At 48.4% G+C, this 25298-nt stretch carries 39 protein-coding genes and 2 pseudogenes; 19 read left to right on the forward strand and 22 right to left on the reverse strand.

Going from position 1 to position 25298, the window contains the following annotated elements; genetic code table 11:
- Window positions 1-9 precede the first annotated feature (9 nt).
- Window positions 10-1023, forward strand: coding sequence for a murein tripeptide/oligopeptide ABC transporter ATP-binding protein OppD (oppD, locus tag FQZ95_RS14110; protein WP_160530319.1), 1014 nt, complete (start codon window positions 10-12; stop codon window positions 1021-1023).
- Window positions 1020-2024 (forward strand): murein tripeptide/oligopeptide ABC transporter ATP-binding protein OppF, encoded by a 1005-nt coding sequence (gene oppF, locus FQZ95_RS14115; RefSeq protein WP_000994905.1) that lies wholly within the window; start codon window positions 1020-1022, stop codon window positions 2022-2024. Before oppD ends, oppF begins: the two co-directional genes overlap by 4 nt.
- Before the next feature lie 52 nt (window positions 2025-2076).
- Here the strand turns inward: oppF and FQZ95_RS14120 are convergent, their stop codons facing one another.
- Window positions 2077-2406, reverse strand: coding sequence for an HI1450 family dsDNA-mimic protein (locus FQZ95_RS14120; RefSeq protein WP_000366959.1), 330 nt, complete (start codon window positions 2404-2406; stop codon window positions 2077-2079).
- A gap of 34 nt (window positions 2407-2440) precedes the next feature.
- A complete protein-coding gene (gene cls / locus FQZ95_RS14125; RefSeq protein ID WP_000214516.1) occupies window positions 2441-3901 on the reverse strand; it encodes a cardiolipin synthase in 1461 nt (486 codons plus the stop codon).
- A 142-nt stretch (window positions 3902-4043) separates the two neighbouring features.
- Here cls and FQZ95_RS14130 point away from each other — a divergent pair, with 142 nt between their 5' ends.
- Window positions 4044-4217 (forward strand): YciY family protein, encoded by a 174-nt coding sequence (locus FQZ95_RS14130; protein WP_001309467.1) that lies wholly within the window; start codon window positions 4044-4046, stop codon window positions 4215-4217.
- A 54-nt stretch (window positions 4218-4271) separates the two neighbouring features.
- On the opposite strand, the gene kch is transcribed toward FQZ95_RS14130, so the two are convergent.
- Both kch and FQZ95_RS14140 read right to left on the reverse strand, forming a co-directional pair.
- A complete protein-coding gene (gene kch / locus FQZ95_RS14135; protein ID WP_105271245.1) occupies window positions 4272-5525 on the reverse strand; it encodes a voltage-gated potassium channel protein in 1254 nt (417 codons plus the stop codon).
- Between the two features lie 300 nt (window positions 5526-5825).
- The gene (locus FQZ95_RS14140) at window positions 5826-6122 is read right to left on the reverse strand and encodes a YciI family protein (RefSeq protein ID WP_000967595.1); all 297 of its coding nucleotides are present in this window, start codon (window positions 6120-6122) and stop codon (window positions 5826-5828) included.
- Between the two features lie 223 nt (window positions 6123-6345).
- Between FQZ95_RS14140 and tonB the strand changes: the two genes are divergently transcribed.
- Window positions 6346-7065, forward strand: a complete 720-nt coding sequence (gene tonB, locus FQZ95_RS14145; protein ID WP_160530335.1) for a TonB system transport protein TonB — start codon at window positions 6346-6348, stop codon at window positions 7063-7065.
- A gap of 39 nt (window positions 7066-7104) precedes the next feature.
- On the opposite strand, the gene yciA is transcribed toward tonB, so the two are convergent.
- The 4 genes and pseudogenes from yciA to FQZ95_RS14165 form a co-directional block, all read right to left on the reverse strand.
- Complete coding sequence (gene yciA, locus FQZ95_RS14150; protein WP_000108160.1) at window positions 7105-7503, reverse strand: acyl-CoA thioester hydrolase YciA; 399 nt, start codon at window positions 7501-7503, stop codon at window positions 7105-7107.
- 104 nt (window positions 7504-7607) lie between these two features.
- Window positions 7608-8147 carry a septation protein A gene (locus FQZ95_RS14155; RefSeq protein WP_000808667.1) on the reverse strand — a complete coding sequence of 180 codons (540 nt, stop codon included), beginning with the start codon at window positions 8145-8147 and terminating at the stop codon, window positions 7608-7610.
- Between the two features lie 29 nt (window positions 8148-8176).
- Window positions 8177-8920, reverse strand: a complete 744-nt coding sequence (locus FQZ95_RS14160; protein ID WP_000028542.1) for a YciC family protein — start codon at window positions 8918-8920, stop codon at window positions 8177-8179.
- Window positions 8921-8947: 27 nt separating this feature from the next.
- Window positions 8948-9037, reverse strand: a pseudogene (locus FQZ95_RS14165) (YkgJ family cysteine cluster protein); the annotation flags it as partial.
- A 239-nt stretch (window positions 9038-9276) separates the two neighbouring features.
- Between FQZ95_RS14165 and ompW the strand changes: the two are divergent.
- Window positions 9277-9915, forward strand: a complete 639-nt coding sequence (gene ompW, locus FQZ95_RS14170) for an outer membrane protein OmpW (protein WP_086625366.1) — start codon at window positions 9277-9279, stop codon at window positions 9913-9915.
- A 45-nt stretch (window positions 9916-9960) separates the two neighbouring features.
- Here the strand turns inward: ompW and FQZ95_RS14175 are convergent, their stop codons facing one another.
- The 5 genes from FQZ95_RS14175 to dicB all read right to left on the reverse strand — a co-directional run bounded on the left by FQZ95_RS14175 (window position 9961) and on the right by dicB (window position 14331).
- Window positions 9961-11091: a phage integrase Arm DNA-binding domain-containing protein gene (locus FQZ95_RS14175; RefSeq protein WP_160530320.1), complete on the reverse strand. Its 1131-nt coding sequence runs from the start codon at window positions 11089-11091 to the stop codon at window positions 9961-9963.
- Window positions 11069-11317, reverse strand: a complete 249-nt coding sequence (locus tag FQZ95_RS14180; protein ID WP_160530321.1) for an excisionase — start codon at window positions 11315-11317, stop codon at window positions 11069-11071. Before FQZ95_RS14180 ends, FQZ95_RS14175 begins: the two co-directional genes overlap by 23 nt.
- A 64-nt stretch (window positions 11318-11381) precedes the next feature.
- Entirely contained in the window at window positions 11382-13862 is a 2481-nt protein-coding gene (locus FQZ95_RS14185) for an exonuclease (RefSeq protein ID WP_160530322.1), read from the reverse strand.
- Window positions 13863-13942: 80 nt separating this feature from the next.
- On the reverse strand, window positions 13943-14146 hold the full coding sequence (locus FQZ95_RS14190; RefSeq protein ID WP_160530323.1) for a DUF1482 family protein: 204 nt from the start codon (window positions 14144-14146) through the stop codon (window positions 13943-13945).
- The gene (gene dicB / locus FQZ95_RS14195) at window positions 14143-14331 is read right to left on the reverse strand and encodes a cell division inhibition protein DicB (RefSeq protein ID WP_001542789.1); all 189 of its coding nucleotides are present in this window, start codon (window positions 14329-14331) and stop codon (window positions 14143-14145) included. The genes FQZ95_RS14190 and dicB overlap by 4 nt, the downstream gene beginning before the upstream one ends.
- A gap of 569 nt (window positions 14332-14900) precedes the next feature.
- Between dicB and FQZ95_RS14200 the strand changes: the two genes are divergently transcribed.
- Entirely contained in the window at window positions 14901-15092 is a 192-nt protein-coding gene (locus tag FQZ95_RS14200; protein WP_001678557.1) for a hypothetical protein, read from the forward strand.
- A 184-nt stretch (window positions 15093-15276) separates the two neighbouring features.
- Here the strand turns inward: FQZ95_RS14200 and FQZ95_RS26440 are convergent.
- From FQZ95_RS26440 to FQZ95_RS14230, 7 genes and pseudogenes are all read right to left on the reverse strand, one after another.
- A pseudogene (locus FQZ95_RS26440) lies at window positions 15277-15675 on the reverse strand (hypothetical protein); the annotation flags it as partial.
- Window positions 15676-15697: 22 nt separating this feature from the next.
- Entirely contained in the window at window positions 15698-15916 is a 219-nt protein-coding gene (gene ydfC / locus FQZ95_RS14210) for a protein YdfC (RefSeq protein WP_001171959.1), read from the reverse strand.
- Window positions 15917-15945: 29 nt separating this feature from the next.
- Entirely contained in the window at window positions 15946-16074 is a 129-nt protein-coding gene (gene ydfB, locus FQZ95_RS26725) for a protein YdfB (RefSeq protein WP_258793881.1), read from the reverse strand.
- Between the two features lies 1 nt (window position 16075).
- Window positions 16076-16231 carry a DUF1391 family protein gene (locus tag FQZ95_RS14215; protein ID WP_160530325.1) on the reverse strand — a complete coding sequence of 52 codons (156 nt, stop codon included), beginning with the start codon at window positions 16229-16231 and terminating at the stop codon, window positions 16076-16078.
- Between the two features lie 288 nt (window positions 16232-16519).
- Window positions 16520-16798: a type II toxin-antitoxin system RelE/ParE family toxin gene (locus tag FQZ95_RS14220; protein ID WP_001303511.1), complete on the reverse strand. Its 279-nt coding sequence runs from the start codon at window positions 16796-16798 to the stop codon at window positions 16520-16522.
- 1 nt (window position 16799) lies between these two features.
- On the reverse strand, window positions 16800-16991 hold the full coding sequence (gene relB / locus FQZ95_RS14225; protein ID WP_001302048.1) for a type II toxin-antitoxin system RelB family antitoxin: 192 nt from the start codon (window positions 16989-16991) through the stop codon (window positions 16800-16802).
- A 20-nt stretch (window positions 16992-17011) separates the two neighbouring features.
- Window positions 17012-17383 (reverse strand): hypothetical protein, encoded by a 372-nt coding sequence (locus FQZ95_RS14230; RefSeq protein ID WP_001169685.1) that lies wholly within the window; start codon window positions 17381-17383, stop codon window positions 17012-17014.
- Between the two features lie 97 nt (window positions 17384-17480).
- Here FQZ95_RS14230 and FQZ95_RS14235 point away from each other — a divergent pair, with 97 nt between their 5' ends.
- The 8 genes from FQZ95_RS14235 (at window position 17481) to FQZ95_RS14270 (ending at window position 21598) form a co-directional block, all read left to right on the forward strand.
- The gene (locus tag FQZ95_RS14235; protein ID WP_000172735.1) at window positions 17481-17783 is read left to right on the forward strand and encodes a transcriptional regulator; all 303 of its coding nucleotides are present in this window, start codon (window positions 17481-17483) and stop codon (window positions 17781-17783) included.
- On the forward strand, window positions 17780-18205 hold the full coding sequence (locus FQZ95_RS14240; RefSeq protein WP_160530326.1) for a toxin YdaT family protein: 426 nt from the start codon (window positions 17780-17782) through the stop codon (window positions 18203-18205). The genes FQZ95_RS14235 and FQZ95_RS14240 overlap by 4 nt, the downstream gene beginning before the upstream one ends.
- Before the next feature lie 23 nt (window positions 18206-18228).
- The gene (locus FQZ95_RS14245) at window positions 18229-19176 is read left to right on the forward strand and encodes a helix-turn-helix domain-containing protein (protein ID WP_160530327.1); all 948 of its coding nucleotides are present in this window, start codon (window positions 18229-18231) and stop codon (window positions 19174-19176) included.
- 6 nt (window positions 19177-19182) lie between these two features.
- The gene (locus FQZ95_RS14250) at window positions 19183-19929 is read left to right on the forward strand and encodes an ATP-binding protein (protein ID WP_089540674.1); all 747 of its coding nucleotides are present in this window, start codon (window positions 19183-19185) and stop codon (window positions 19927-19929) included.
- 14 nt (window positions 19930-19943) lie between these two features.
- Window positions 19944-20339: a DUF977 family protein gene (locus tag FQZ95_RS14255; protein WP_160530328.1), complete on the forward strand. Its 396-nt coding sequence runs from the start codon at window positions 19944-19946 to the stop codon at window positions 20337-20339.
- A gap of 57 nt (window positions 20340-20396) precedes the next feature.
- Window positions 20397-20753, forward strand: coding sequence for a hypothetical protein (locus FQZ95_RS14260; protein ID WP_021527610.1), 357 nt, complete (start codon window positions 20397-20399; stop codon window positions 20751-20753).
- A gap of 94 nt (window positions 20754-20847) precedes the next feature.
- Window positions 20848-21066 carry a DUF4014 family protein gene (locus tag FQZ95_RS14265; protein WP_160530330.1) on the forward strand — a complete coding sequence of 73 codons (219 nt, stop codon included), beginning with the start codon at window positions 20848-20850 and terminating at the stop codon, window positions 21064-21066.
- A gap of 1 nt (window position 21067) precedes the next feature.
- Entirely contained in the window at window positions 21068-21598 is a 531-nt protein-coding gene (locus FQZ95_RS14270; protein WP_157709461.1) for a DUF551 domain-containing protein, read from the forward strand.
- A 205-nt stretch (window positions 21599-21803) separates the two neighbouring features.
- On the opposite strand, the gene FQZ95_RS14275 is transcribed toward FQZ95_RS14270, so the two are convergent.
- Both FQZ95_RS14275 and FQZ95_RS14280 read right to left on the reverse strand, forming a co-directional pair.
- Complete coding sequence (locus FQZ95_RS14275) at window positions 21804-22103, reverse strand: type II toxin-antitoxin system RelE/ParE family toxin (RefSeq protein ID WP_000220600.1); 300 nt, start codon at window positions 22101-22103, stop codon at window positions 21804-21806.
- Window positions 22104-22108: 5 nt separating this feature from the next.
- A complete protein-coding gene (locus FQZ95_RS14280; protein ID WP_160530331.1) occupies window positions 22109-22366 on the reverse strand; it encodes a type II toxin-antitoxin system ParD family antitoxin in 258 nt (85 codons plus the stop codon).
- 135 nt (window positions 22367-22501) lie between these two features.
- Here FQZ95_RS14280 and FQZ95_RS14285 point away from each other — a divergent pair, with 135 nt between their 5' ends.
- From FQZ95_RS14285 to FQZ95_RS14305, 5 genes are all read left to right on the forward strand, one after another.
- Window positions 22502-22774, forward strand: coding sequence for a hypothetical protein (locus FQZ95_RS14285; RefSeq protein WP_160530336.1), 273 nt, complete (start codon window positions 22502-22504; stop codon window positions 22772-22774).
- A 1-nt stretch (window position 22775) separates the two neighbouring features.
- Entirely contained in the window at window positions 22776-23834 is a 1059-nt protein-coding gene (locus FQZ95_RS14290; RefSeq protein WP_160530332.1) for a DUF968 domain-containing protein, read from the forward strand.
- The gene (locus FQZ95_RS14295; RefSeq protein WP_089569385.1) at window positions 23835-24200 is read left to right on the forward strand and encodes a RusA family crossover junction endodeoxyribonuclease; all 366 of its coding nucleotides are present in this window, start codon (window positions 23835-23837) and stop codon (window positions 24198-24200) included.
- The gene (locus FQZ95_RS14300; protein WP_160530333.1) at window positions 24197-24886 is read left to right on the forward strand and encodes a bacteriophage antitermination protein Q; all 690 of its coding nucleotides are present in this window, start codon (window positions 24197-24199) and stop codon (window positions 24884-24886) included. The genes FQZ95_RS14295 and FQZ95_RS14300 overlap by 4 nt, the downstream gene beginning before the upstream one ends.
- 211 nt (window positions 24887-25097) lie before the next feature.
- Window positions 25098-25295 carry a hypothetical protein gene (locus FQZ95_RS14305; RefSeq protein ID WP_000917767.1) on the forward strand — a complete coding sequence of 66 codons (198 nt, stop codon included), beginning with the start codon at window positions 25098-25100 and terminating at the stop codon, window positions 25293-25295.
- Window positions 25296-25298 lie beyond the last annotated feature (3 nt).

Genomic DNA, 25298 nt, shown 5'->3' on the forward strand with positions numbered 1-25298 from the left:
AGTGCAGCCATGAGCGTAATTGAAACTGCAACTGTGCCGCTCGCACAACAACAGGCTGACGCACTGCTGAACGTGAAAGATTTGCGTGTCACCTTTAGTACCCCGGATGGCGACGTCACGGCGGTCAATGATTTGAATTTTTCTCTACGTGCCGGAGAAACGCTGGGCATTGTAGGTGAGTCTGGTTCGGGTAAATCGCAAACTGCATTTGCGTTGATGGGCCTGCTGGCTGCCAACGGACGTATTGGCGGATCGGCAACCTTCAATGGGCGTGAAATCCTCAATTTGCCAGAGCGTGAACTCAATAAACTGCGTGCTGAACAAATCTCAATGATTTTTCAGGATCCGATGACTTCGTTGAATTCCTATATGCGCGTCGGTGAGCAGTTGATGGAAGTGCTGATGTTGCATAAGAACATGAGCAAAGCTGAGGCGTTTGAAGAGTCGGTGCGGATGCTCGATGCGGTAAAAATGCCGGAAGCACGTAAACGCATGAAAATGTACCCGCATGAATTTTCTGGTGGCATGCGTCAGCGAGTCATGATTGCGATGGCATTGCTATGTCGACCTAAGCTACTGATTGCTGATGAACCCACTACTGCGCTGGACGTCACCGTACAGGCGCAGATCATGACGCTATTGAATGAACTGAAGCGGGAATTTAATACCGCCATCATTATGATCACCCACGATCTTGGCGTGGTGGCAGGGATCTGCGACAAAGTGCTGGTAATGTACGCCGGGCGCACGATGGAATATGGCAACGCGCGCGATGTCTTTTATCAACCCGTTCATCCTTATTCTATCGGTTTACTCAACGCGGTGCCGCGTCTCGATGCGGAAGGTGAAACAATGTTGACCATCCCGGGTAATCCGCCAAACCTGTTGCGATTACCGAAAGGTTGCCCGTTCCAGCCACGTTGTCCGCATGCGATGGAAATTTGTAGTAGCGCACCGCCGCTGGAAGAGTTTACGCCTGGCCGTCTGCGTGCTTGCTTTAAACCGGTGGAGGAACTGTTATGAATGCTGTAACCGAAGGAAGAAAAGTCCTCCTCGAAATCGCCGATCTGAAAGTGCACTTTGAAATCAAAGATGGCAAACAGTGGTTCTGGCAACCGCCGAAAACGCTCAAAGCCGTAGATGGTGTAACTCTTCGCCTGTATGAAGGGGAAACATTAGGTGTGGTAGGGGAGTCGGGATGCGGTAAGTCCACCTTTGCTCGCGCCATCATTGGCCTGGTTAAAGCGACCGACGGTCATGTTGCCTGGTTAGGTAAAGAGTTGCTGGGCATGAAGCCCGATGAATGGCGTGCCGTTCGCAGTGATATTCAGATGATTTTCCAGGATCCATTGGCATCGCTTAACCCGCGTATGACCATCGGCGAGATCATCGCTGAACCACTGCGTACTTATCATCCGAAAATGTCACGCCAGGAAGTTCGCGAGCGCGTGAAGGCGATGATGCTGAAAGTCGGGTTATTGCCTAACCTGATTAACCGCTATCCGCATGAGTTCTCTGGTGGGCAGTGCCAGCGTATCGGGATTGCTCGTGCTCTTATTCTTGAACCGAAGCTGATTATCTGTGATGAGCCGGTGTCGGCGCTGGACGTGTCAATTCAGGCGCAGGTGGTCAACCTGCTCCAGCAGCTGCAACGCGAGATGGGATTGTCATTAATTTTTATCGCTCACGACCTGGCCGTGGTAAAACACATTTCCGATCGTGTGCTGGTGATGTATCTCGGCCATGCGGTAGAACTGGGGACCTATGATGAGGTCTACCACAATCCGCTACATCCTTACACCAGGGCATTGATGTCGGCAGTCCCCATACCTGATCCGGATCTGGAGAAGAACAAAACTATCCAGTTACTGGAAGGGGAATTACCGTCGCCGATCAACCCGCCTTCCGGTTGTGTTTTCCGTACCCGTTGCCCGATAGCCGGTCCAGAGTGTGCCAAAACACGTCCTGTGCTGGAGGGGAGTTTCAGACACGCCGTGTCTTGCCTGAAAGTCGATCCGCTTTAAACAAAATAAGGGCTGACAGTTGTCAGCCCTTTTTCACGCCGAAAGCGATTATTTATTCCCGCCAGATGATATGGCACAGTTTGTGATCTTTTTCGCGGCATAACAGAATGCGGGCGAAAACATCGTTGATTTCACCATCTTCACTGTCCGCCAGACCAATCACCACTTCGGCAAAAAAGTCTGGGTTCAAATCGAAATCAACATGTTCCTGCCAGTCTTCTGCCGGATCGAATAACTCCGCGCCGCCGCGCTCTTCAAACTGAAGATTGAACAGCAGAACATCAGCTGGATCGAGATTGTCGGCAGCCAGTTCGAGAAAAATATCGTAGGCCTGCTCAAGCGTTTCATCTTCAGTCAGGCGATTGTTTAGATCCATATCCATAGTCACTACCTGTTTAACCTCTGTTGGCGACGTTTTACAGCAACGGGCTGAAGAAGTAAAACAGTCGCTCGGCGACACGTTGCCATAATGGGCGTTTTAGCCATAAACGGGCATCGAGCAGACGAGAACGCGAAATATAATCGTCCTGAACGGCGGCGAGGTCAGCACCAAACCCTTTATCGTCGATTGCCAGGGTAATCTCGAAATTCAGCCACAGACTACGCATATCAAGGTTAACGGTACCAACCAGACTTAATTCGCCATCGACCAGCACGCTCTTGGTATGCAATAACCCGCCTTCAAACTGATAAATTTTAACACCAGCAGCCAGCAGTTCCGTAAAGAACGCGCGACTGGCCCAGCCAACCAGCATTGAATCATTTTTTCGCGGAAGGATAATACTGACATCCACCCCGCGCTGCGCCGCCGTGCAAATCGCATGAAGTAAATCATCGCTGGGCACAAAGTAGGGCGTTGTCATGATCAAATATTCACGTGCCGAATAAGCCGCAGTCAGTAATGCCTGGTGAATGAGATCTTCCGGAAAGCCGGGGCCAGAAGCAATTGTGTGAATGGTGTGACCGCTGGCCTGCTCAAACGGCATAATATTGACATCTGGTGGTGGCGGCAGAATACGTTTCCCGGTTTCAATCTCCCAGTCGCAGGAATATATAATCCCCATCGCGGTGGCGATCGGACCTTCCATACGCGCCATCAGATCAATCCATTGCCCTACACCCGCATCCTGTTTGAAGTAGCGAGGGTCGACCATATTCATGCTGCCGGTGTACGCGATGTAATTATCGATCATGATCATCTTGCGATGTTGGCGCAGATCCATACGGCGTAAAAACACACGCATCAGATTGACCTTTAAGGCTTCGACCACTTCAATGCCGGCATTACGCATTAGCTCTGGCCACGGGCTGCGGAAAAAAGCCACACTGCCGGCGGAGTCAAGCATCAATCGGCAATGAATGCCGCGTCGCGCAGCGGCCATTAATGATTCAGCCACCTGGTCCGCCATGCCGCCGGGCTGCCAGATATAAAACACCATCTCGATATTATGGCGAGCGAGCTGGATGTCGCGGATTAACGCCTGCATCACATCATCTGACTCGGTCATCAGTTGTAGCTGATTCCCTTTAACCCCAGCGATACCCTGACGACGTTCACAGAGCTTGAATAATGGCGCTGCGACACTGCTGTTTTCTTCGGCGAAGATATGCTTACAGGCTTTAAGGTCGTTAAGCCATTTTGCGGTGGAAGGCCACATCGCTCTGGCGCGCTCAGCGCGGCGTTTGCCTAAATGGAGCTCGCCAACGGCAAGATAGGCAATAATTCCGACTAAGGGCAGAATGTAAATGATCAACAGCCAGGCCATCGCGGAGGGAACTGCGCGTCGTTTCATTAGAATGCGTAAAGTTACGCCTGCAATGAGCAACCAGTATCCCAGAATGGCCAACCAACTCACCAACGTATAAACGGTTGTCATAGATTAGAAATCCTTTTGAAAGCGCATTGTTATGAGTTTACGCATATGGATTCATCTGGCAAATAAAAACGCGGGAAAAGCACTGGTCAGCGTCGGGGTCGGGGGTATAATGACCATTCTGTTATTGCATAGAGTAGTTAACATGAAGCGGAGTAGAACGGAAGTGGGGCGCTGGCGCATGCAGCGTCAGGCTAGCCGACGTAAATCGCGTTGGCTTGAGGGGCAGTCGCGCCGAAATATGCGTATCCACAGCATCAGGAAGTGCATTCTAAACAAACAGCGTAACTCGTTATTGTTTGCGATCTACAATATCTAAATGTTCTGGGCACCATTGCGGTGCCCAATAAGTTTGCCCTTTCGTCTTCAAACTCTATTTTTGCGCCGATTCTTTATTGTCAGCTTTCGTTTCTTGTTCATCGTTATCGCTGAAAATACCATGACCGGAGTTCAACAACATTGAAACGAGCATATCATTATTAATCTCTTCACCATTTAAAACTCGTGCCAGAATTTCGCTGCCAAACAGTTGCGGCGAGAGAATGATATCCGGATGTACCATCTTAATCTTATTCAGGTTTTTGCTATCACTGACGGCGAGAACTGTTTTGACATCACTGCTCATATCTTTTGCCGAGAGTACAACAAACGCGTTATCAGCATCGTTATCACTCAGCGCCAGAATGGCCCGGCATCGATCGATTCCTGCTTTCTTTAATACCGAACTGTCATTGCTGTCACCGGGGATAACATCAGCATTATCGCCTAAGCGTTGCTCAAGTTGCTTAATATCATCTTCAGGCAAGTTGCTGATAACCGTTACATTTTGTCCGCGTTGATTCAGTTGCAGAATCGTATTGATGGCGAGAATCGAATGCCCGCAAACAATAAAATGATCTTTACGATGCATTGTATGATTGTTTCCTTTTACAAGTTTGTTGAATCCCCCGCGGATAAGCGGACCAAAAATTGAAGTCATGGAGGTGGCAAAAACGGTAATGCCGGAAATAATGACCGAAATAGTGAACAATCGTGCTGATTCAGAAACAGGGACAATATCGCCATAGCCGACGGTTGACATGGTTTCTATCGAAAAATAGAACGCGGTCATCAAACTTTCTATTCGCGGATTAAAACCTTCGCTTAAATAAAGCGCACCGTAGGTGGAGTAAAACAGTAACGTCGTGAAACTAATAAATGCGAAAATTGTCCCGGCTGCGGCGCTACTGTGGGAGAAGTCTTTGCGCAGTATCAGCAAAAACACCAGCGTAAAAATGCAAAATCCAATACTAAATTTCAGCCAGGGATAAAAATGCAGGGTGTAAATTAGCGCTATCAACAACAAAATGATACTGATTGCCCATGCGAGCTTTGCCCGGAACAGTAAGCCAATGGAGTTCAGGACAAGAAAGACGCCGAGCATAAAGAGTGGGGCATTTGCCAGCAAGGAGAGATCTAACTCTGAAAAGGCTTTGATATGGAAAATATCAAGCAAATTGACCGACATACCATAGATTGTTTTAAAAATAAGCAATCCATTTAAAAAGACGGCCAGCGCGAGAATGTCGTGCCGTAGGGTCACCCATAAATTTGTTGCTGTTTGTTTGAATGTAGTCCAGTGACTCACTGATACCTCTGTAACCACAATTTTGTTTAATTATCTCAACGTGCACATTTTCTGAACATATATGCAGCACGTGAATGTGTTAAACAATAGTAGATGACTTTATCTGAAGTAATCAAAGGTTTTGAGTGAGCAACTCTGCGTCAGGAAAGGGCATTTTTCCTGAATATGCTCACATCATATAAAGAAATACAGATAAAGTTATTATCTGCTTGTGGGGGTGAATGCACTGACCGACCTATAAGGAAAGGCCAAACTAGAACACGGTTGCTAAAACCGTGCCCTTAAATATTGAATCTCTATTCAGAACACTTTCTTAAATGGTTTCACTGAAACGTGTTCATAGACTCCTGCCGCTACGTACGGGTCAGCATCGGCCCAGGCCTGAGCTGCTTCCAGCGATTCAAATTCAGCAATAACGGTTGAGCCAGTAAATCCCGCAGCCCCTGGATCGTTACTGTCTACTGCTGGCATTGGACCGGCGGTCAACAATCGACCTTCATCATGCAGTAACTGTAAACGTGCTAAATGTGCCGGACGAACGGAAAGGCGTTTTTCGAGGCTATCAGCTTTGTCTTGAGCGTAAATAACATACAACACGGGCACAACTCCTTGTTCGGGAAAGTTGTAAAGTACGTTATTTGAAAGGGCGAAGATCTGCAACGGAAAGATGATGTCTTTGTTAAGACCATGCATAAAGTAAGGTCAATTACGCCAAAAATGACATTTTCACTGATCCTGATCGTCTTGCCTTATTGAATATGATTGCTATTTGCATTTAAAATCGAGGCCTGGTTTTTCTACTGAAATGATTATGACTTCAATGACCCTTGATTTACCTCGCCGCTTCCCCTGGCCGACGTTACTTTCGGTCTGCATTCATGGTGCTGTTGTGGCGGGTCTGCTCTATACCTCGGTACATCAGGTTATTGAACTACCTGCGCCTGCGCAGCCGATTTCTGTCACGATGGTTGCGCCTGCGGATCTCGAACCGCCACAAGCTGTTCAGCCGCCACCGGCGCCGGTGGTAGAGCCAGAACCGGAACCTGAGCCGATCCCTGAACCGCCAAAAGAAGCACCGGTGGTCATTGAAAAGCCTAAGCCGAAACCTAAGCCAAAACCGAAGCCGGTGAAAAAGGTACAGGAGCAGCCAAAACGCGATGTCAAACCCGTAGAGTCGCGTCCGGCATCACCGTTTGAAAATACGGCACCCGCGCGCCCGACATCAAGTACGGCGACGGCTGCAACCAGCAAGCCGGTTACAAGTGTGGCTTCAGGACCACGCGCATTAAGTCGCAATCAGCCGCAGTATCCGGCACGAGCACAGGCATTGCGCATTGAAGGGCAGGTTAAAGTTAAATTTGATGTCACGCCGGATGGTCGCGTGGATAACGTGCAAATCCTCTCAGCCAAGCCTGCGAACATGTTTGAGCGTGAGGTGAAAAATGCGATGCGCAGATGGCGTTATGAGCCGGGTAAGCCAGGCAGTGGGATTGTGGTGAATATCCTGTTTAAAATTAACGGCACCACCGAAATCCAGTAAGCAGAAAGTCAAAAGCCTCCGACCGGAGGCTTTTGACTATTACTCAACAGGTAAGGCGCGAGGTTTTCCTTCAGGATCAACCGCGACATACTTAAATAATGCTTCTGTCGCTTTATAGCGTTGCCCGATGGGTTCAGACGCGACTTTTTTCACCCACACTTCAATATTAATGCTGACCGATGTCGTCCCTTTCTGGACACAGCGTGCATAGCAGCACACCACATCGCCGACCGCAACCGGTCGTAAGAAAGTCATTCCTTCAACCCGCACGGTCACTACGCGACCGTGCGCAATTTCTTTCGCCAGAATAGCGCCGCCAATATCCATTTGTGACATTAACCAACCACCAAAGATGTCACCATTGGCATTGGTATCGGCGGGCATGGCTAAAGTACGTAAAACAAGATCGCCCTGAGGGACGTTATGTGTTGTAGACATGGTAAAACCGACTTAAAAGGAAAATCACAGGCGCGATGCTACTATGATTTTCCTGAGGAGAACAGAGGAGATACAGTGCCAGCCCCGAAGGACTGGCAGTCTGGTTAGGATTTATCTTCCTGCGGCATGTGGCGGTAGATATAGATACCGCTTAACAATGTGAAGATTAAGGTAAGAGCGGTCAGGCCAAACACTTTAAAGTTGACCCAAATATTTTGCGGCAGCCAGAATGCGATGTAGATGTTTGCCAGACCGCAAAGGATAAAGAAAACAGCCCAGGCCAGATTTAGCTTCGACCATACCGGTTGCGGCAGCGTGAGTTCTTTACCCAGCATCCGCTGAATTAGCGGCTTTTTCATCACCCATTGGCTGACTAACAGGGCACCTGCAAACAGGGCATAAATGACAGTAACCTTCCATTTAATAAACTCATCATTGTGGAAGAACAGCGTCAAGCCACCGAAGACGACCACCAGAACAAAAGTGATCAGGGCCATCTTCTCAACCTTACGAAAGCGAACCCAGCTATATATAAGCACAATCGCCGTGGCGACGATCAGCGCCGCAGTAGCCGCATAGATGTCATAAATCTTGTAAAACGCGAAAAAGACAACCAGCGGTAAAAAATCAAGAAACTGCTTCATTTTACGATTCCGTAATCAAATGCTTAAGGTTATTGGCGAATCAACATATACAGGCGGAACAGATAGATGAGCAGTACGGCTGAAATCATGTTGCTCAAAGTGTTCGCCAGTACGGCACCAATTTCCGGGGTTAATGCGGCAAAAGAAGAGGCAAAAAGTAGCAATAGTGTTTTTGCCAGCAACCAGCTCAGTACCGCGGGTGCCACCAGACGCATATTCGCCCATGTCAGCCGCATACTGCTACGCATCGAGGCAAAAATGCCCATTTTGTCCTGTACCAACATCACCGGTGCCAGAGCCAGTAAAATGGCCATGATAATTCCCGGAACGACCACCAGCATGATGCCAATCTGTACTAAAAGGGTAGTCAGAAAAATCAGAATAAATAACTTTGGCAATATCGGCGCACTGGCACCAATAGCTCGAAGCGCACTGACTCTCTGACCCGCAGACACCAGCTGGATAATTAATATTACGCCTCCGGCGAGAATGGCGTTACCGATTAATCCTGAAAAAGTGGACGCCGCTGAAGCCTGCAGCAAAATTTGTTGCTGTTCAGGTGACATATTCTGAACCAGGTCGAACAACCCACTACTGCCGCTAACGGGCACGCCGTCATTGAGCTGAGCAAGCTGTGCATCACTGGGTGAGAAAACATGCCCTAACACCACTGTGATAAACGCACATAGCAACGATACCAACAGAATGGTCATAAATTGATTACGGAAGAAATTTCCGGTGTCACGGTATACGGACTGCGCCGTGATAGACATGCACTCTCCTTGAGTTTTATGCAGGTGTTAATTAGCGGGCAATTGTACCCTGGTTAAGCCTCGGGTGGCAGCATCAGGTCTTGTATGGAAAAGCATATCTTTGTAAAGCGGAGGTAATTGCTGGCCTTCAGGCGTGGGCAAACCGCTGCAAGTGGCGAGCGAGTTAATATTTGCGTAGCGAAAATATTTAAAAATTGATTTAAATCACATTAACCAGGATTTTCAGTGCAACTTCTAAATTAATCCAGATCAATAAATGGTGAATTATCATATGTAATGTGATCTATGTAGGATCATTTGTTACTCCAATGTGGGTATATTCGTCACGTTTTTATAACCATAACGACGGAGCGGATATGAAAAAGTTAACAGTGGCGGCTTTGGCAGTAACAACTCTTCTCTCTGGCAGTGCCTTTGCGCATGAAGCAGGCGAGTTTTTTATGCGTGCAGGTTCTGCAACCGTACGTCCAACAGAAGGTGCTGGTGGTACGTTAGGAAGTCTGGGTGGATTCAGCGTGACCAATAACACGCAACTGGGCCTGACGTTTACTTATATGGCGACCGATAACATTGGTGTGGAATTGCTGGCAGCGACGCCGTTCCGCCATAAAATCGGCACCCGGGCGACCGGCGATATTGCAACCGTTCATCATCTGCCGCCAACACTGATGGCGCAGTGGTATTTTGGTGATGCCAGCAGCAAATTCCGTCCTTACGTTGGGGCAGGTATTAACTACACCACCTTCTTTGATAATGGATTTAACGATCATGGCAAAGAGGCGGGGCTTTCCGATCTCAGTCTGAAAGATTCCTGGGGAGCTGCCGGGCAGGTGGGGGTTGATTATCTGATTAACCGTGACTGGTTGGTTAACATGTCAGTGTGGTACATGGATATCGATACCACCGCCAATTATAAATTTAATGGAACACCCGTGAAAGACGCGGTACGACTGGATCCGTGGGTGTTTATGTTCTCTGCCGGGTACCGCTTTTAATTTTCTCTGCAAAACCTCTGCAAAACTCTTCTGCAAAACTGGTCGTCAAATGACCAGTTTTTTCCACTCCTTACCACGTGCATCGTTGTAAATATCGGTCATTTTTTGATTCGAATGGCCCAGCAAAATTTGGGTGTCGATCCCTTGCTCCCTGAACAAACGCTCCGACAATGATCGCTGTTCATGGAAAGAGGGTGGGGTACCATTAGCGCACCAGTTGTAATCCACAGAATCCCGCGCTTTTTTAAATGCAACAGTTAACGTTGCTGGCTTAACCATCCCGCCGCGCTTGGCTGTCCCTTTCGCGTGATGATGGTGCAATAGCCACGGACTAAGAACGCAATCGCGACAGGATGACACCACATCATCCAGGGTGAGATTTAATTTATCGCAACGCAGAGCAAGAGGGATGGCAATCCGGGTTCCTGTTTTTTGCTGTTCGACATGAAGATAACCATCCCGGATATCCGAAAATTGCATTTTGCAAATATCTGAAAGGCGCTGGCCTGTCATCAGTGCCAGCAGCATGCCGCGCTGTAAAAAGTAACCATCCTTTTCCGCTGCGTTATAAATCATCATCCACTCATCAAAAGTCAGTCGCTGTCTTGATATCCGCACCTGCGGTTTTTTTGCCGATTCTGCAGGGTTAAAGCCTGGCGGAACATCGCCTGTTTGCTGAGCTTCCCGGAAAACATCGATCAGTACCTTCCTGAAAATTTGTCCCATTCTGTTATGTCCTCTGGCCTTGTACTCTTCCAGCACCGATACCACATCTTTTACGGTTATGGCATCTAACGGTCTGGTGCCAAAACGTTCACCAAATACCTTGAGAGGGGCCGCTTTTTGTTTCAGCGTGTTGAGTTTGATCTCTCCGTTCTCATATCTTTCCTGTTGAATTTTTCTGTAATTATTCAGAAAAATGGAAACGGTTGATGAACCTCCGGTATCACTAATAATCTTCTCCTGCAGACTGAGCATTTGCTCCATTTGTTGTCTGGCAAGACGGCTGTTCGCTTCTGCTGCAATGGTTTCCGCCAGTTTCTGGTCAATACTGCCGAGTCCATGATTTTTACCTGTGATGGGATGCCTGTAACGCCAGTAAACTTTGTTATTTCTTTTGTCAAAATACGGAGATAAACCCGGAACATCGGTTTTATATTTTCGCGGGCGCGCCATCTTCCAGTATCCTCTTCAAAGCAGGGTGATCTGTGGCGATCACCTCCGGCTTGTTTACCATTCCTACAAAGCGAGCGTGTGGATCCACCCGCCAGCGTCTTCCAACTTTTTTGGGGAGAGGAAATATCATTCCGGCTTTAGCGTATTTACTTAACGTACCCGGAGTAGGGACCGGTTCACCGAATTCCTCTTTTGCCCACTCAGTGAGCAGAATAAGTCTTGCCATGAGCGTCGTTCGCTAATCATGGTCGCCGCCACTATAGCTGGTGGACGACGACCGGGGTTGAACATTAAAAATCAGCCTGACTCGGGATCAGTTTTTGTATCGTAGCTGTAACGTATTTTGCCTGGTGACGGGCATCATCCAGCGCATTGTGGCGCACGCCTTCGAATGGAATAACGGTTCTGGCATCAAAGTCGATTGTTTTTCCCAGCTCAACGATTGTGCGTACATCGCGATCGTTGTAGTAGCGCCACGGGCAGGGGATGTTCAGACGTTCGTATGAGGTGCGCAAAATTGCGTTATCGAAAGTTGCACCATTACCCCATACCTGAACTAATTTTTCATCTGAGTATTCGTTGATGAACTCCCGAAACCGCGAAAGGGCATCCTTCAGTTTTACCTGGTCTGTTAAAATGGCAGCTCTGGCTTCACTGGACTGCTTCAGCCACCATTCGATGGTTCCACCGTCAGGAACAGCCCCTGTATTCATTGCGTCAGTCAGACTGATAACGATATAAAATACTGGCCCGATTTCCCCTGTTTGTGGGTCGAAGAAAACCGCACCAATAACCACGATGGGCGCATTGGTGTTGGTTCCCATTGTTTCAAGGTCGATCATCAGGTGGTACCACACTCTGCTGGTGGATGTGATAACGTGATGACCGTTCACCGCAATTAAGGAATCTGCCGTCTCGCCAGTTTCATTATCGCTGGCGTGGTCCTGAGCGCTGCCAGCATTCTCCTTGTGTGGATGTTCAGCGCCTTCCATTTCCTTCGGATCATTTTCCTGAACTTCAACCTGATTCTCTTCATCGAATGTTTCCTGGTATGTTGCGTCGCCCATCACCGCGCCACAATCAGGGCAGTTGCCGCCACCGCTCTGACCGCAGGCGGTGCAGACTTTTTCCGGTTCCTGTTGCGCTACTGGCTCAGGTTGTTTCGTTTCTGGCTCGTTTCGTAACGCATTTTGGCTGTTTTGTTCAGCTTTCTGGTCGTTCTGTTCCGTTTCTTGCTGGTTCTGATTCACTGAATCGCGGGTTTCAATCCCCTTCACCCATTTCGGATCATTCGGGTCGCTAATCCCTGCAACAAATTCTCCGCGAGAGGCAGCAAGCAGTTCATTAGCGTCAGGCTGGCTGATATTGGCTGCCTGCATAATTTTGTTTACTTCGTCAGCGGTAACTTTTACCGGCTCTGGTTGTGCGGTCGTGTCAGATGCACCAGTATTTTGTTGTGAGCCTGAGTATGTACCGTTTTTGCGGGCAAAATATTCTTCTTTCGTGATTTCAGTAGCCCCTGCAGCCAGCGCCTTATTCAGACCAGAAAGTTTGTTTGCACGACCATATTTTTCGCCATCCTTATCTGTGAAAAGGAAGTAGAACGGCCCCTCACGCTCTACAGATGGTTCAGTTTCCAGCGCGCTTTCATTTTTTTGGGTATCAGATACTTCAGTTTCCACTGCATCAGTTTGTGCTGCTGACGGCTGGAGAATATCAGCAGTGCTCTGGTCTGTTTCTTCATCCTCAAACACGCCCTTTGTCGCCAGGTATTCAGTGATGTATTTGTTCAGTGCTACGGGGTCTTTGTGAATGTCGATCGGACGCTCACGGACAAGGCCAAAAATCGTCTGACGGTTGTAGCGAACGGCATCGGGTTGTTTGCGCATTGATGCGGAAATGCGCTTCCAGTCTTCGCGATCCTTGTCGATAACTTCATTTTTTGCCCAGCGATGGATGCTGCCGTCAATGCTTCCGGCATCCACATCACCAGGCCAGAGAGCATAAGCCAGCTCTTCATCCAGTGTTTTCCATGTCTGCTTGTATTCGCGACGAATGGCGGCAGTGACAGGGTGGATTTTTCCTGTTGAGTTTTCAGTGTGCTGCCGGTTGACTCTGGCGCGGGCAAGATCAACAACAGACGTGTATTTTCCAGTCTCTTTGCGCTCCGCGTCCTGCCGTTTTTTCCAGTTACGTAATTCAGCCTGAATTTCGGGCCATTTGGCACCCGGCTTACATTTGTGTTTACCCCATCCGATAGCGAACAGTTTGCGTTCAGGATACATAGCGTTAATTTCTGGTGTTTTCATCAGTGCTTCAACGATATGCCCGTCGAATGTCGCCACGTCTTCCTGCAGTAACTCCTGTGCGCTAATCACCATATCAACGGTGATGTTTTCGCATGTACCGAACTTAACCAGGACCGCGTTCTGCACTTCAGGGGACAGCTTGTCAAAATTGACGTTCATCGGATCGGATTCTGGTTCGACCGGAACAAAGGAAGCGCCTTCCTCATCCCAGCGGTTTTCCAGCATATATTCGGTATCCCAGGAGTCGATGGCAGGGCGGGGCATGCCGGGTTTATCCTCGCAAACAAGAAATTTATAAGCGCAGTCCTGAGCAGCCGGATATTGTTCCAGGAATTGCCAGGTAAATTTGGCACGGGCGCGGCGTTCGTCACCGGCTTCAATGGCAGTGGCTACAGCCACTGCACCTTCTTCCTTTATTGCCTGTTCGTCCGGAATGGCGGCGCAAATAAAGACTTTACTCATTTTGTTTTAACCTCATTACAGATTTAAGGGTGAACAAATCCCTGCCATTGCTGGCATATAAAAATGAAACCGGATATTTATTACGGTGCTGGTTTAAGTCCTGCCGGGATTTCGTTATTGTCCATGTGAATAACTTTATCAACCGGATAACAGTTACTGGGAATTTTCTGTTCTGCTGCGGCAGCCATGCATTCTTTCATCGAACCGTAAATGTCAATAACCAGGTCAACAGGCTCGCCAGTGTTAAGAAAAACAGTCAGAGTGAGGGCAACAGCAGTATTCATTGCCAGTATCCTTTTTGCATCAGACGTAAACGGGCCAGCATTGAAACAATGCATATTTGATTTAATAGCTCCCGTTCGTGTTTTCTCTTATTAATGGCATCTTCAGTAAATACAGGGTTACTGATTTTGACACCAATTTCAAAACAACCTTCAGACGTATTAACGTTTGGTAATAACGTTTCCATTATCGCGTCCTCAACAATGAATTTTGTGATGCGGTGCCTGGTGCCTCCAGGTGACGTTAACCAGTTAACAATTAACGCCGGATACAGAGAACCCACCCATAAGAACCAATACGGAAGTCAACTGGCCTTTTTAACTGTTCCGCGTGCGCTGAGCCGCATTCACCGCATCACAAAATTCACTTTAAAAAGGGCGGACATCAGCCAGCAATGAAACTGATGCCGCCAAAAAAGGTAATCAATATGGGTTGTTGCAGCGGGGTTGTCACTCAGGCGTATGGTCAACCTGACAACCCGGTGCCACTAATGGGGTAAGGATAACCCCGCCATACTTACCGCCGCGCCATTTCGCGGAGTGCCACAACCGGAAGCGCACGGTCGAAGAAATCTAACGACAAGCCTTCTAAGGGAAAGACACCTCCGCCGTGCGCTTTCGCGTTATGCCCTGGCTTTTCAGGGATATATCCTTTCAGTAAACTGTCTGTGCCGGATGCTCACCCGTGTCCGGCGCACGCACTCCACCTGACCCGTGGAGAACTCCTTAATTACCAATCCTCAGGAGGGTGAAATTTATGACACAAGAAGAAAAAGTAATGTTTCTTATGCGCCTGGCTGTGGAAACCTTTAACGCCCATTGCCAGGTGTCCATTTCACCATCTCACGCCATTTCTCTTGCTACCGAGCAAATGGGGGAGATTGACGTCATTTACGATAAATTTGAAGCATTCCTGGATAAGAAGCTTATGGCAGAGAAGCGTCAATAATTCTCATTACCCATCGTAAATATACCGGAGTGGGCTTGATGTTGTGTATTTCAAGTTCGCTCTTCATTACTTCCAGCAGGTTTGAACTGATAATAAATAAATCAGATTCATCGTTATTATTTTTATCTGCATCCTCTTTTTTTGTTTTCAGCTCTTGCGGTGAATGTTCGAAAGAAACTTGCAGGGTATTATTTTTAGCATCCACAGAGCCTAAAGTATGTGCATATGGATGTGCTATTGTGCGCCCTCGCAGATTTGCATCATTTTCTAAATTCACTGAACGAAACAGGGCATCAACAAGGCTCTGTACAATGCAAAGGCAATCGAAGACTGTCGCCGTTTCTGTTTTGATTGATGAAAGAACATGGCCATTCACGCAAACAGAAATTACCCGTTTATTAACATCGCTTTCCTGCTTTTGATTATCAGAACCATATAGCCCAGAAAAAGCATTGCGCACATTACGAACCATATTATCGATGGTTTCTTTTTTGGTGTATGCCGGGTCAATTTTCACCAGACTATCACCGAGAGTCGTTGCAGCAATTGTCTGGATTTCTTTTGGTAAATCTTTAAATTCCATTATTAGCCTCGTTGGTTAGCTATTAACGTGGGTATGTAATCATTCTGGCAATGCTTAATGCCGCTGCTTTTTCCAGCCTGGTGATATCCTGCTCCAGAGCGGACAGATTTTCAGCTTGCTTAGCCCTGGCTTCATTGGCCCACTTCAGGTCCTGCGCTGCCGTAATTTTCTGGCGCATCCACTCATAAAGTTCATCATCGGTATAGTCTGGCGCGATGATGACGGGTTCTCGTTTCTGCATACTGATACCTCGCGGTGCTGCTTCGCTTATCAGCCGTTAGATTTTGCCGGACTGGAAAGCGTCTGTTTAAACTCACTGAAGCTGAGAGCTTCTTCGCCTTCGGCAAGGCCTTCGAAGTATTCTTCGTAAGCCTTTTCCATGATTGTGTCGAAATCCATATCACTCACCTGAGTTTCTTTCCAGCCAGCGACGGGCACCATTTTCGGTTTTAAACGTTTTGCTTTTGGTATACGTCGTCGCGGTGAATGTGCCGTCCTGGTTGGGAAACACGCCGTACACCAGGGATTCGTTGTTGCCAAGATCGATAGTATCCATGTTGACCTCATTTCCCCTTAACGCCGGGGTAGCGGAACAAAAACCTGCTGCATAGTTAAAGTTGAACCCTGCCGTCATGTTCTTACGCCTCGGGCTGGCTACTTAACCCCTGACCACTGCCTGGTAACTCGAAGTATTGCCCTGCATTCTGTGGGGCGGGGTGGGTTGGTATTTTTAGTTTAATAAACATTAAACTTAAGTCAAGTAAAAACTAAACCACGGGGCGTAACAAACACAACGCTTTTGATAAAGTCGTTGCGGTTGTTATGTTTCTATTGGTAGTGAAAGTTAGGGAAACTGGCGTCTTGCGTGGATCACGTTTACTACTTCAACGCTTGATGTTGTTACGCGGTATAGAATTATATAGTTAGGGTGGGCTACAATCTCACGCAAGCCAGGTACTCTGTCGCTTGGTGGGTATAAATACGGATGTTCGGATAACGGCAGCACACAACCCCTTAATCGCTGCCATAAGCGTTCAGCCGCATCTATGTCGAAACGAGCAATATAGCTAGTTATATCATCTAGATCGGTATCTGCGCTTTCAAGCCATAACACGGGTAACATTTTACTGCTTGCTCCGTTCCTTGCGCATTTTAGCAAAGCGTTCTGCCATTCTGCGCTCAACTTCGTCATGGGGAATTGCTGGGCGCGGATCTGCAAGGCTCGTTGCTACTTTCGCACGCAGCCATTCGTTGTAACTGTTTTCTTGTTCAATGGTTTCAAATTCAGAAACCATTGGTGAAAGGGCTCTATTCATGTTTCCTCCGGTTTTATAACTCAGGCGCGGCGGCATTTTTGCGCCGCAATCCATCTCGCTATGAGATCTTCCATTGATTCTTTTTTCTGCTTTAACTCGCTGATTATCTGGCGTTGCTCATCCTCAGGGAAGGCTGAAAAAATCTGCAATAATTCCAGTTGATTAGACGTTAACCCTGCATGTGGTGGAGAAACTTCCGGTTGTTCTGCGTATTCCGCATCCAGATACCCTTCTGGCATCCCGTATGTTTGCTCTATTCTTCTGGCAGCCTTTTCTCCAAACGAGGCCCTCCCACTCATTAGTTGAGATAGGTAGCTCTTCTCTTTGGGTGGCAGAGTTTTATCTTTAAACCACTCCTTGAGACGTAAACGGCGAATTTCTTTTTTTTGCATGTGGTAATTATCTTTAGTAATCACTAAACAAGCAAATACTTGACTTAATGGTTTATTAAACACTAAACTCGCAAAAAAACACTAAACCGAGGAAGGTATGACATTAAAAGAGTTTATTAAATCATTGAGGGTTGGTGATGCTAAGAAATTCGCGGCCAGACTTGGTGTATCGCCATCTTACTTATCGCAAATGGCGTCTGGACGAGCAGCTATATCTCCAACCCGCGCCCTTATGATCGAATCTGCGACGGAAGGCCAAGTAAGTAGGGCGGAGCTACGACCCCATGATTGGGAGCTTATTTGGCCTGAGTATGCGAGCGGCATTCGTTTGGGGCAAACACATGTAGTTCATGCTGAAGGTGATTGTAGTGCATGCTTATCTGATGGAGTTGATTCATGAAAATCAAGCATGAACACATCCGCATGGCGATGAATGCCTGGGCGCGTCCTGATGGCGAAAAAGTTCCAGCAGCTGGAATAACCCAGGCTTATTTTGAGTTGGGTATGACGTTTCCTGAACTGTATGACGATAGCCATCCGGAAGCCCTGGCTCGCAATACTCAGAAAATTTTCCGCTGGGTAGAGAAAGACACTCCTGATGCGGTTAAAAAAATTGAGGCACTGTTACCAGCGATCGAAAAAGCAATGCCACCTCTGCTGGTGGCCCGAATGCGCAGTCACAGTTCAGCCTATTTTCGGGAGCTGGTGGCGACGCGGGAACGACTGGTGAGAGACGCTGATGATTTTGTCGCAGTGGCGATCGCTGGTTTCAACCAGATGAATCGTGGTGGTCCGGCGGGAAATGCCGTGGTGATGCACTAAAAGCACGGTGTTCGGAGTTTTTTATGAGCAGCAAGCTTCATGGTCTTGTCTGGGAAGGGTGTGCCTTCACCGGCATGATCTTATCCAGGGTGGCAGTAATGGCTCGCCTTGCAGATTACAGCAATGACGAAGGTGTGTCATGGCCTGCAGTAGAGACCATTCGTCGTCAGATTGGGGCAAAGAGTGAATCAACGGTTAAAGCTGCGATAGCGGAACTGGAAAAGAACGGCTGGCTGACGAAGGAGGAACGTAAGGTCGGCGGGCGTAATGAAAGCAATATCTACCGTCTTAATGTGGAAAAACTCGAAGCAGCAGCAGCGGCGGCGCGTGAGGCATATAAACCGAAAAGAAAAATTAACCCGGTAAAAAATGACCCGTCAAATATTGACCCCTCAACGGTTGGCCCCTCAAATTTTGATGGATCAACCATTGATAAAAAACAGCCGGATAGGGGGGCGATGGTTGGCCCCGATCCGTCAGTATTAAAACCTGATCCGTCAGATAAAAGATCTTCTTGTCCGGAAGCTTCGCAACCGGACATGCAGACGGCTGAACAGGATTTTTTAAACCGACACCCTGACGCGGTTGTGTTCAGTGCGAAAAAACGCCAGTGGGGCAGCCAGGAGGATTTAGCGTGTGCGCAGTGGATCTGGGGACGAATCGTGAGTCTTTACGAGCAGGCTGCCAGCGATGATGGCGAAATCATGCGACCGAAAGAACCCAACTGGACTGCATGGGCCAATGATGTGCGCACAATGCGGATGCTGGATGGCAGAACTCACAGACAAATTTGCGAAATGTTTGGTCGGGTACAGCGGGATCCATTCTGGGTAAAAAACGTCATGAGCCCGTCAAAGCTTCGCGAAAAATGGGATGAGCTGGTTATTCGTCTGGGGCGTTCGCCTGTACAGCGTTGCGTGAATCACATTTCTGAACCGGACACCGAAATTCCGCCGGGATTCAGGGGGTAACGAAGCATGAAAAATATTGCGACAGGCGGTGTTCTTGAACGCATCCGTAAGCTGGCTCCGCAGCATGTAACCGCGCCATACCGAACAGTGGACGAGTGGCGCGAGTGGCAACTTGCAGAAGGCCAGAAGCGTTGCGAGGAGATCAACCGTCAGAATCGTCAGTTGCGGGTGGAAAAAATTCTGAATCGCTCCGGCATCCAGCCGTTGCACCGCAAGTGCTCGTTTGCGAATTACCAGGTGCAGAATGACGGCCAGCGATACGCGTTGAGCCAGGCGAAATCCATCGCCGATGAACTGATGACCGGATGCACAAATTTCGCATTCAGCGGAAAACCTGGTACCGGGAAAAACCACTTAGCGGCGGCTATCGGGAATCGCCTGCTGAAAGATGGCCAGACAGTGATTGTGGTTACCGTGGCTGATGTTATGAGTGCTCTACACGCCAGCTATGACGACGGGCAATCAGGCGAAAAATTTTTGCGGGAACTGTGCGAAGTGGATCTGCTGGTTCTTGATGAAATTGGCATTCAGCGCGAGACGAAAAACGAGCAGGTGGTACTGCACCAGATTGTTGATCGCCGGACAGCGTCGATGCGCAGCGTGGGAATGCTGACAAACCTGAACTATGAGGCCATGAAAACGCTGCTCGGCGAGCGGATTATGGATCGCATGACCATGAACGGCGGGCGATGGGTGAGTTTTAACTGGGAGAGCTGGCGTTCAAATGTCAGCTATTTGAGGGTTGTTAAGTAATTTCATGAGGGCTTATGGCAAAACCTTTTACACCCGAACAGCGGGAAGAGCTGAAGGCGCGAATTATCGGGTTGGTACGCAAAAATGGACGCATGACGATGTCGCAACTGGAGAGAGCGACGGGGGCTGGCTGGCATTCGGTCCGACGCTGCCTTGTGGATGTACTGGCTTGTGGTGATTTATACATGTCCGGGGAATACGGTGTTTTTGCATCAGAGCAGGCGTATCGTGAATGGCGTAAGACACCGGAGAAAACAACTGACCAGACACTGATTCGAAAGTTACCAGACGGAGAAATACGCCGCTACGACAGGCACCTGAACATAATCTGTCGCGAGTGCCGGAAGAGTGAGGTTATGCAGCGAGTGCTGGCGTTTTATCAGGGGAGTTTTCAGGAGGTGGTGCTGTGAGTGAAATTAGCTATCAGGCTTCAATTGCTGCTGGCATTCGCATCAAAGGAGAGGAGCATGGAAATAAAACCAGAAGATGAGTTAAGTAATATTGTTTTATTTCCGGTAAAAGAGGATGACCCACGTAATCAGGTTAATTTTCTTTATGAGCCATCGGAAAGACCATACTGCCATCACGCTTCTGTCCGGGTTGACGAAAAAGAGCGTCAGGTCCGCTGTAAAATCTGCGGTGCAGTTGTGGAGCCATTTGACTGGATGCTCTCTGTGGCGAAAAGAGAAACCAGACTGGCAGATGATGTAAGGCTATTGCGCCAGGAGGAACAGGAAAGACGGAAAAATATAGAAAAGTTAATTCAGATTGAGCGTAACGCGAAAGCGCGGATACGCAGGGTGACAAAATCCAGAACTGAATAATTAAATTTAGCGCTGTAAATAAAATTTTATCCTTAACCGGAGGGATTTCTACACCCTCAGAACATCAGGAGGCCGCCCGAAAGGGCGGTAAGAAATGACTACATTATTCAGAAAAGAATATCCGCGAAAAAGTAGAGCGACAGAATTTTTGTTTCTCATTCTGTTTATCGTGTTGATGATACCGATATCCCCGCTAATTTTTGTCTGGGTAATCGGGAAAATAATTGAGCCAGTTATTGAATTGTATAACGACGTGGTATGGGCGTCGTTCAACGCACTACACAATAAAATTAATCCGTATAAGGAAGGCTGATATGACCACTTTTACCAAAGAGCGACTGCTGACAATCAAGCAGTGGCGCGAAACATACGGACCGGGTAGCAACGTTGTACTGCCAGCAGAAGAAGCAGAAGAACTGGCACGGATTGCACTGGCATCGCTGGAAGCAGAGCCGGTGGCGTGGAAGGCAACCTTCATGCAAATTGACAATGAATATAATACGTTCACTGCTCTGTATTCTGACAAAGCAGAAGCCGAACGGTGGGTGCGACCGCATGAAATAGGTGACTTTCGGGCAGAAATAACACCGCTTTACGCAGCGCCGTCAGCGCCGGTAATTCCGGATGGTTGGATAAGCTGTAGTGAGCGGATGCCTGAAAAGAACCAGAACGTGCTTATTTCGGTGAATTTCGATAGCTCTCTGGTTGAACCGCTAATATGCTCCGCACGCTATACAGGAAGCACATTCCGGCGAGGAGAAGCAACGATTAAGCCGGGTAATGGTATTGAGCAGGCAACTCACTGGATGCCGCTACCGGAACCACCGCGGGAGGTGAATCAATGACCTGGCCTGAGGCATTCACAACGGTAGGAATTGCGATGGCGGTGGCGCTGGTGGTGTATTCGATTTGCCGCTGGGGATAAATCACCGTAAAAAAGATCCCGACACAAACATGAGCCGGGATCTTTGATTTACATGGCCTACGAACTCGCCAGTAAGAGAGAAGTCGGATAGTTTATTCTAATACCGGAATGATGTGGGTAAAAGTTTATAAGAAATCGGTTTCATAACTTTGCCCACCATGATAGATACCGACAATAAAGACTTTTCTGCCATCAACGGCAAAAGCAATAATCGTTCTGTGGCGGAAATGAGTTACCCGCATCCCCTGGCGAATATCATCGCGTTTATTGCCCCGATGCGGGAATGTAGAAAACCCATCAAGATAATCAAGAAGCGCATTGGCATAATTGTCAGCAATGACGTTCCCTGCTTTCTCCGTTATATATCTGTGCAGGTTGATTATTTGTTGTTCGGCCTCAGGAGTAATGATGACTTCATATGTCATGCAGATTACTTCTCGGATTGAATCGCGGCGCGAACCTGTGAAATGGAGCGTCCGTTGTTTGGATTTTCGCGGATAGAATCAAGAGAGGGGGCGGCTGAATGCGTTAACCACGCTTCGATTGCTTTATCGCGCTCATTCAGTGCGCGAAGCCCTTCACGAATGACCTCGCTTTCTGAAGCATAGGCACCGGAAGCCACACGGGCGCGCACCATGTCAGCCATCTCGTTAGTTAATGTAATGCTGAATTGTTGGGTTGTACGCATGGTAAACCTCACGGAGTAGGATAGAACACTATTCGATGATAGCACGCTGCCTGTTGACGACAACAGAAATCAGAGACAATATTGCCGCACGTCAGCCTGAACAACTGGCACCTGCTGCGCCAGCAGAGAAAACAGATGGCGCACAATACCAAATTACACAATTCTGATACCGTTCGTGCCAGCAGGCACGGGCGGCGTTCTCATGTATTCAAATATGACTGGTATCAGCACGATCCCTGCACTGAAGAACAGGCCGAATGGCTGATTCATAACTACCACAGACGTGGGTATGAGTTTAGGAAAGCCCTCAGCCTCGATTATCGTCACTGGATAATCTACGTCAGACTCCCTTATTCCGAACGCCCACCGCGTCCGTCCCGCACATTCCAGCAACGGATCTGGAGGTAACGTGCGGGTATTGCTTCGACCTGTTCCGGTACCGGAACTCGGGCTGGTGGTCCTTAAGCCTGGTCGTGAATCCATGCAGGTATTTCATAACCCTCGAGTGCTGGTGGAGCCGGAACCGAAAAGCATGCGCGGTCTGCCGTCCGGAGTTGTTCCTGCCATTCGCCAGCCGCTGGCGGAAGATAAATCTCTGCTGCCATTTTTCAGCGATGAGCGGGTGATTCGTGCTGCCGGCGGCGCAGGTGCATTGTCTGACTGGCTCCTGCGTCATGTCAAATCCTGCCAGTGGCCTCATGGTGATTACCATCACAGCGAAACCGTCATACATCGTTATGGTACCGGCGCGATGGTGTTGTGCTGGCACTGCGACAACCAGCTGCGTGACCAGACCTCCGAATCACTCGAGCAACTTGCTTATCAAAACCTGTCTGCATGGATGATTGACGTCATACGCCATGCAATGAATGGCACACAGGAGCGGGAATTATCGCTGGCTGAATTATCCTGGTGGGCGGTCTGCAATCAGGTGGCGGACGCGCTACCGGAGACAGTATTACGTCGTTCTCTGGGGTTACGTGCGGAAAAAATTCGCTCGGTGTACCGCGAAAGCGACATCATACCGGGAGAGCAGACCGCCACCAGCATACTGAAGCAGCGCACAAAAAATCTTGCGCCGTTGCCTCACGTCCACCAGCAACAAATCCCGTCACAGGAAAAGGCGGTGGTCAGCATTGCTGTTGATCCGGAGTCACCGGCTCAGTATCTCCAGCGCCAGAAACCACAACGGGAAGAGATGCCTGTATACACGCGTTGGGTAAAAACGCAGAAATGCATGACGTGCGGTAATCAGGCAGATGATCCGCATCACATCATTGGTCATGGACTTGGAGGGATGGGAACAAAGGCTGACGATTTGTTTGTTATTCCACTGTGCCGTAAATGTCATAACGAACTGCACGCCGGGGTAAAAGATTTTGAAGACAGACACGGCAGCCAGCTGTTGTTGCTGATTCGTTTTTTAATGCACGCGAGAAATTCAGGTGTCCTGAAGTGGAAAGCATAAATGACTGAAAGCATAGAATTTGTTTTGCCTTACCCGCCAACGGTGAACACCTACTGGCGACGTCGTGGCAGCACATATTTTGTATCAAAAGCCGGTGAGCGTTATCGCCGTGATGTGGCGCTCATTGTTCGCCAGCAGCGGCTGAAATTAAACCTGTCCGGAAGGCTGGCGATAAAGATCATTGCAGAGCCGCCGGATAAGCGCCGTCGTGACCTGGACAATATTCTGAAAGCACCACTGGATGCACTGACACATGCGGGGTTGCTTATCGACGACGAGCAGTTTGATGAAATCAATATTGTGCGCGGTCAGGTCGTTCCTGGTGGTCGGCTGGGGATAAAAATCACAGAGCTGGAGTGCGCATGAATAACCAGTATTTACAGTTTGTTCGTGAGCAGCTCATTATCGCCACCGCCGATTTGAGTGGGGCAACAAAAGGTCAGCTTGAAGCCTGGCAGGAGAATGCCATGTTCGATACAGGGCGTTACAGGCGTAAAAAAATCCGGTACCGCGATGAAGTGACTGGAAAAATGATAACGCGGGATAATCCACCAATCCCGGGAAAACAATCGCTGGCGAAGGGGACGTCAATTCCTCTGGTAAGTCAGGTTGAGTTTTCGACATCGTCATGGCGACGGGCAGTTCTGTCTCTTGAAGAACATCATAAAACCTGGTTGTTGTGGTGTTACAGCGGGAGTATTTGCTGGGAGTATCAGGTCACCATAACCCGCTGGGCATGGGAAGAGTTTAAGGCTCATTCTGGCAACAGGAAAATTGCAGAGAAAACACGGGAACGCCTGAAAAAATTAATCTGGCTGGCGGCGCAGGATGTCAGGGGATGGGTAACCGGGCATGAGAACTACCAGCGACAGGAACTTGCCAGGCTGTGTGGAATTAAACCTGACAACTGGAGCCATAATTATGCGAACTACTGGCGTGAGATGTGCGACATTTTTAAGAATCTTGATACAGAATCCTTGATTTGCACAGTGAAAATGAGAACGCAACAAAAAGCGACCTTTTCGCGACGAGATATTGCAAAAATCAATTAAAGCGCGTACATTTCGTGTAAATTTGATATTTTGCCGATTTTGTACGCGATGGCAAAGTAAGCAAGGCCCGCCGCTGAGCGGGTTTTTTTATGCCAGAAAAACGGTACAGGACGTTAAACGCGCTGGTGGTTGTGAATACTGGTCTTTCAGCTTGCTGGCTTTTTCGACAAGAGTTATTGGTATGTCACGTTAACCAGAAAAGGAAAAAGACATGCTAAAACAGCAGGATATGACCGAAACTGCCAGAGTGGTGTTTAATGAATTGAGCGTCACCGAACCGGCGACCGTCGGGGAAATTGCGCAGAATACTTACCTTTCACGCGAACGCTGCCAGTTAATACTGACCCAGCTTGTTATGGCGGGTCTGGCAGATTATCAGTTTGGTTGTTACAGACGCCTTCCGCAGTGAAGG

Origin of the sequence: Escherichia sp. HH41S (genome assembly GCF_009820115.1) — a bacterium.
Lineage (GTDB): Bacteria > Pseudomonadota > Gammaproteobacteria > Enterobacterales > Enterobacteriaceae > Escherichia > Escherichia coli_F.

Bases quoted from the DNA above. Each gene is read 5' to 3' on its own strand.
- FQZ95_RS14190 (WP_160530323.1), bottom strand. From the start codon at position 14,146: ATGAATACTGCTGTTGCCCTCACTCTGACTGTTTTTCTTAACACTGGC.
- FQZ95_RS14295 (WP_089569385.1), top strand. From the start codon at position 23,835: ATGACTGAAAGCATAGAATTTGTTTTGCCTTACCCGCCAACGGTGAAC.
- FQZ95_RS14230 (WP_001169685.1), bottom strand. From the start codon at position 17,383: ATGCAAAAAAAAGAAATTCGCCGTTTACGTCTCAAGGAGTGGTTTAAA.
- FQZ95_RS14285 (WP_160530336.1), top strand. From the start codon at position 22,502: ATGGCGCACAATACCAAATTACACAATTCTGATACCGTTCGTGCCAGC.
- FQZ95_RS14175 (WP_160530320.1), bottom strand. From the start codon at position 11,091: ATGGCGCGCCCGCGAAAATATAAAACCGATGTTCCGGGTTTATCTCCG.
- FQZ95_RS14180 (WP_160530321.1), bottom strand. From the start codon at position 11,317: ATGGCAAGACTTATTCTGCTCACTGAGTGGGCAAAAGAGGAATTCGGT.
- FQZ95_RS14245 (WP_160530327.1), top strand. From the start codon at position 18,229: ATGAGCAGCAAGCTTCATGGTCTTGTCTGGGAAGGGTGTGCCTTCACC.
- FQZ95_RS14300 (WP_160530333.1), top strand. From the start codon at position 24,197: ATGAATAACCAGTATTTACAGTTTGTTCGTGAGCAGCTCATTATCGCC.
- FQZ95_RS14220 (WP_001303511.1), bottom strand. From the start codon at position 16,798: ATGTTACCCGTGTTATGGCTTGAAAGCGCAGATACCGATCTAGATGAT.
- oppD (WP_160530319.1), top strand. From the start codon at position 10: ATGAGCGTAATTGAAACTGCAACTGTGCCGCTCGCACAACAACAGGCT.
- FQZ95_RS14185 (WP_160530322.1), bottom strand. From the start codon at position 13,862: ATGAGTAAAGTCTTTATTTGCGCCGCCATTCCGGACGAACAGGCAATA.
- cls (WP_000214516.1), bottom strand. From the start codon at position 3,901: ATGACAACCGTTTATACGTTGGTGAGTTGGTTGGCCATTCTGGGATAC.
- FQZ95_RS14280 (WP_160530331.1), bottom strand. From the start codon at position 22,366: ATGCGTACAACCCAACAATTCAGCATTACATTAACTAACGAGATGGCT.
- FQZ95_RS14200 (WP_001678557.1), top strand. From the start codon at position 14,901: ATGACACAAGAAGAAAAAGTAATGTTTCTTATGCGCCTGGCTGTGGAA.
- FQZ95_RS14155 (WP_000808667.1), bottom strand. From the start codon at position 8,147: ATGAAGCAGTTTCTTGATTTTTTACCGCTGGTTGTCTTTTTCGCGTTT.
- ydfC (WP_001171959.1), bottom strand. From the start codon at position 15,916: ATGCAGAAACGAGAACCCGTCATCATCGCGCCAGACTATACCGATGAT.
- FQZ95_RS14270 (WP_157709461.1), top strand. From the start codon at position 21,068: ATGACCACTTTTACCAAAGAGCGACTGCTGACAATCAAGCAGTGGCGC.
- FQZ95_RS14265 (WP_160530330.1), top strand. From the start codon at position 20,848: ATGACTACATTATTCAGAAAAGAATATCCGCGAAAAAGTAGAGCGACA.
- yciA (WP_000108160.1), bottom strand. From the start codon at position 7,503: ATGTCTACAACACATAACGTCCCTCAGGGCGATCTTGTTTTACGTACT.
- FQZ95_RS14260 (WP_021527610.1), top strand. From the start codon at position 20,397: ATGGAAATAAAACCAGAAGATGAGTTAAGTAATATTGTTTTATTTCCG.
- tonB (WP_160530335.1), top strand. From the start codon at position 6,346: ATGACCCTTGATTTACCTCGCCGCTTCCCCTGGCCGACGTTACTTTCG.
- ydfB (WP_258793881.1), bottom strand. From the start codon at position 16,074: ATGGATTTCGACACAATCATGGAAAAGGCTTACGAAGAATACTTCGAA.
- oppF (WP_000994905.1), top strand. From the start codon at position 1,020: ATGAATGCTGTAACCGAAGGAAGAAAAGTCCTCCTCGAAATCGCCGAT.
- FQZ95_RS14240 (WP_160530326.1), top strand. From the start codon at position 17,780: ATGAAAATCAAGCATGAACACATCCGCATGGCGATGAATGCCTGGGCG.
- FQZ95_RS14215 (WP_160530325.1), bottom strand. From the start codon at position 16,231: ATGGATACTATCGATCTTGGCAACAACGAATCCCTGGTGTACGGCGTG.
- FQZ95_RS14275 (WP_000220600.1), bottom strand. From the start codon at position 22,103: ATGACATATGAAGTCATCATTACTCCTGAGGCCGAACAACAAATAATC.
- FQZ95_RS14255 (WP_160530328.1), top strand. From the start codon at position 19,944: ATGGCAAAACCTTTTACACCCGAACAGCGGGAAGAGCTGAAGGCGCGA.
- FQZ95_RS14235 (WP_000172735.1), top strand. From the start codon at position 17,481: ATGACATTAAAAGAGTTTATTAAATCATTGAGGGTTGGTGATGCTAAG.
- FQZ95_RS14130 (WP_001309467.1), top strand. From the start codon at position 4,044: ATGAAGCGGAGTAGAACGGAAGTGGGGCGCTGGCGCATGCAGCGTCAG.
- dicB (WP_001542789.1), bottom strand. From the start codon at position 14,331: ATGGAAACGTTATTACCAAACGTTAATACGTCTGAAGGTTGTTTTGAA.
- FQZ95_RS14160 (WP_000028542.1), bottom strand. From the start codon at position 8,920: ATGTCTATCACGGCGCAGTCCGTATACCGTGACACCGGAAATTTCTTC.
- FQZ95_RS14250 (WP_089540674.1), top strand. From the start codon at position 19,183: ATGAAAAATATTGCGACAGGCGGTGTTCTTGAACGCATCCGTAAGCTG.
- relB (WP_001302048.1), bottom strand. From the start codon at position 16,991: ATGAATAGAGCCCTTTCACCAATGGTTTCTGAATTTGAAACCATTGAA.
- FQZ95_RS14120 (WP_000366959.1), bottom strand. From the start codon at position 2,406: ATGGATATGGATCTAAACAATCGCCTGACTGAAGATGAAACGCTTGAG.
- ompW (WP_086625366.1), top strand. From the start codon at position 9,277: ATGAAAAAGTTAACAGTGGCGGCTTTGGCAGTAACAACTCTTCTCTCT.
- FQZ95_RS14305 (WP_000917767.1), top strand. From the start codon at position 25,098: ATGCTAAAACAGCAGGATATGACCGAAACTGCCAGAGTGGTGTTTAAT.